This is a genomic window from Microcoleus sp. OTE_8_concoct_300 (assembly GCF_031383065.1).
GTDB lineage: Bacteria > Cyanobacteriota > Cyanobacteriia > Cyanobacteriales > Microcoleaceae > Microcoleus.
On sequence record NZ_JANMZH010000802.1, the window covers coordinates 1 to 1,287 of the forward strand.

The window sequence follows — 1,287 nt, forward strand, 5'->3', positions numbered from 1 at the left end:
CGAGCGCAAAGAGTGTCACTGTATGTTATTTCTGACGCCAGATAACGATTTCGCTGGAACTAATCAGGAAATAGGAATGGATCAGATTCAAGCTGTCAGAGACACTATGTAATCGGTTAAGTAGGCGGTCGTGAAATGGCAGTAGTTTTGAAAACAGGTCGTTATTTTTCCTGTTTTTAAGACTTAGCTATAATAAAAATCGATCGCCGCCTACTCAAACACACATCCTCAATCGAAAATCCCCAATATCCAATCGAATGACAGAGGAAATCCCGCTCGACTTTTGGCAAGGTATCGAACAGTTTAATAGCCAAGAATTTTACGCTTGTCACGATACTTTAGAGGCTTTGTGGATGGAAGCCGGCGAGCCGGAAAAAAGGTTTTATCAGGGAATATTGCAAATTGCCGTCGCCCTTTATCACTTAGGAAATCACAACTGGCGCGGTGCAGTAATCTTGCTGGGAGAAGGAATAAATCGGCTCAGTTATTATCAGCCGATTTATGCCGGAATTGCCGTTGAAGACTTGCTCGCACAAAGTGCTAAACTTTTGAGCGCTTTGCAACAAGCGGGCCCGGAAGAAGTAGCAGAATTTGTGCCGCTTTTAACAGGTACAGAAGTCGCAGGCTTGCAATTGCCGCGAATTATCAAAGTACCAAAAAGTTAAATAAAGGTTAAATAAATGTTTGTATTAGGGTGGGCCGCAGACTTTGCCTCTACACAGAGGATGGCTGGCTTTCTTGCCCGCTGCACAAGCAGATTGATTTGCTGTGGAACGAGCATCTTGCCCGTTCCCGGTCAAGACAGTTTTAGCCACTGAGCAAAACAGGCAATAAAATTCGCGGTTGTCTTGCTAGGATAATTGGTTGAGACTCTCGGGTCAATAGATCGACCTCACGAAAATCTTTCTGACCGTTAAGATAAAATACCTAACTGGAGATAATGCGCTTCAGCAATTTCAAAAATTTTGAGGCTCCAAGCTTATGATGCCCTCCGCTAAACTGCTCAATTCCCGAATATTCAAAGGATTATCGCTGCTGTTGCCCCTGACTCTGGCAGGCGCGATCGCCTCTCCCACTTACCCCCAAGCCGGACCGCCCCGCACTCTCAGCGTGCGATCGGACATTCAAGAAGCCGACTCCAAAACAGGCATCGTGACAGCCCGCGGCAACGTCCAAATCAACTATCCAGCCCGCCAAATACAAGCAACCGCAGCTCAAGCTCAATACTTCAGCCGCGAGCGCCGGATCATTCTCAGCGGAGATGTTTACGTCTTGCAGCAGGGCAAC

Annotated in this window: 2 protein-coding genes and 1 pseudogene; all 3 read left to right on the plus strand. The window is 46.8% G+C overall.

Annotated features, from left to right (window positions below; all coding sequences use genetic code 11):
• Nucleotides 1–112, plus strand: a 112-nt coding sequence (locus tag ACUVJL_RS35810; protein WP_445250168.1) for a ferredoxin-thioredoxin reductase catalytic domain-containing protein, incomplete at its 5' end; no start/stop codon positions are given.
• A gap of 145 nt (nt 113–257) precedes the next feature.
• Entirely contained in the window at nt 258–665 is a 408-nt protein-coding gene (locus tag ACUVJL_RS35815) for a DUF309 domain-containing protein (RefSeq protein ID WP_445250167.1), read from the plus strand.
• A gap of 316 nt (nt 666–981) precedes the next feature.
• Nucleotides 982–1,287, plus strand: a pseudogene (locus tag ACUVJL_RS35820) (LptA/OstA family protein); the annotation flags it as partial.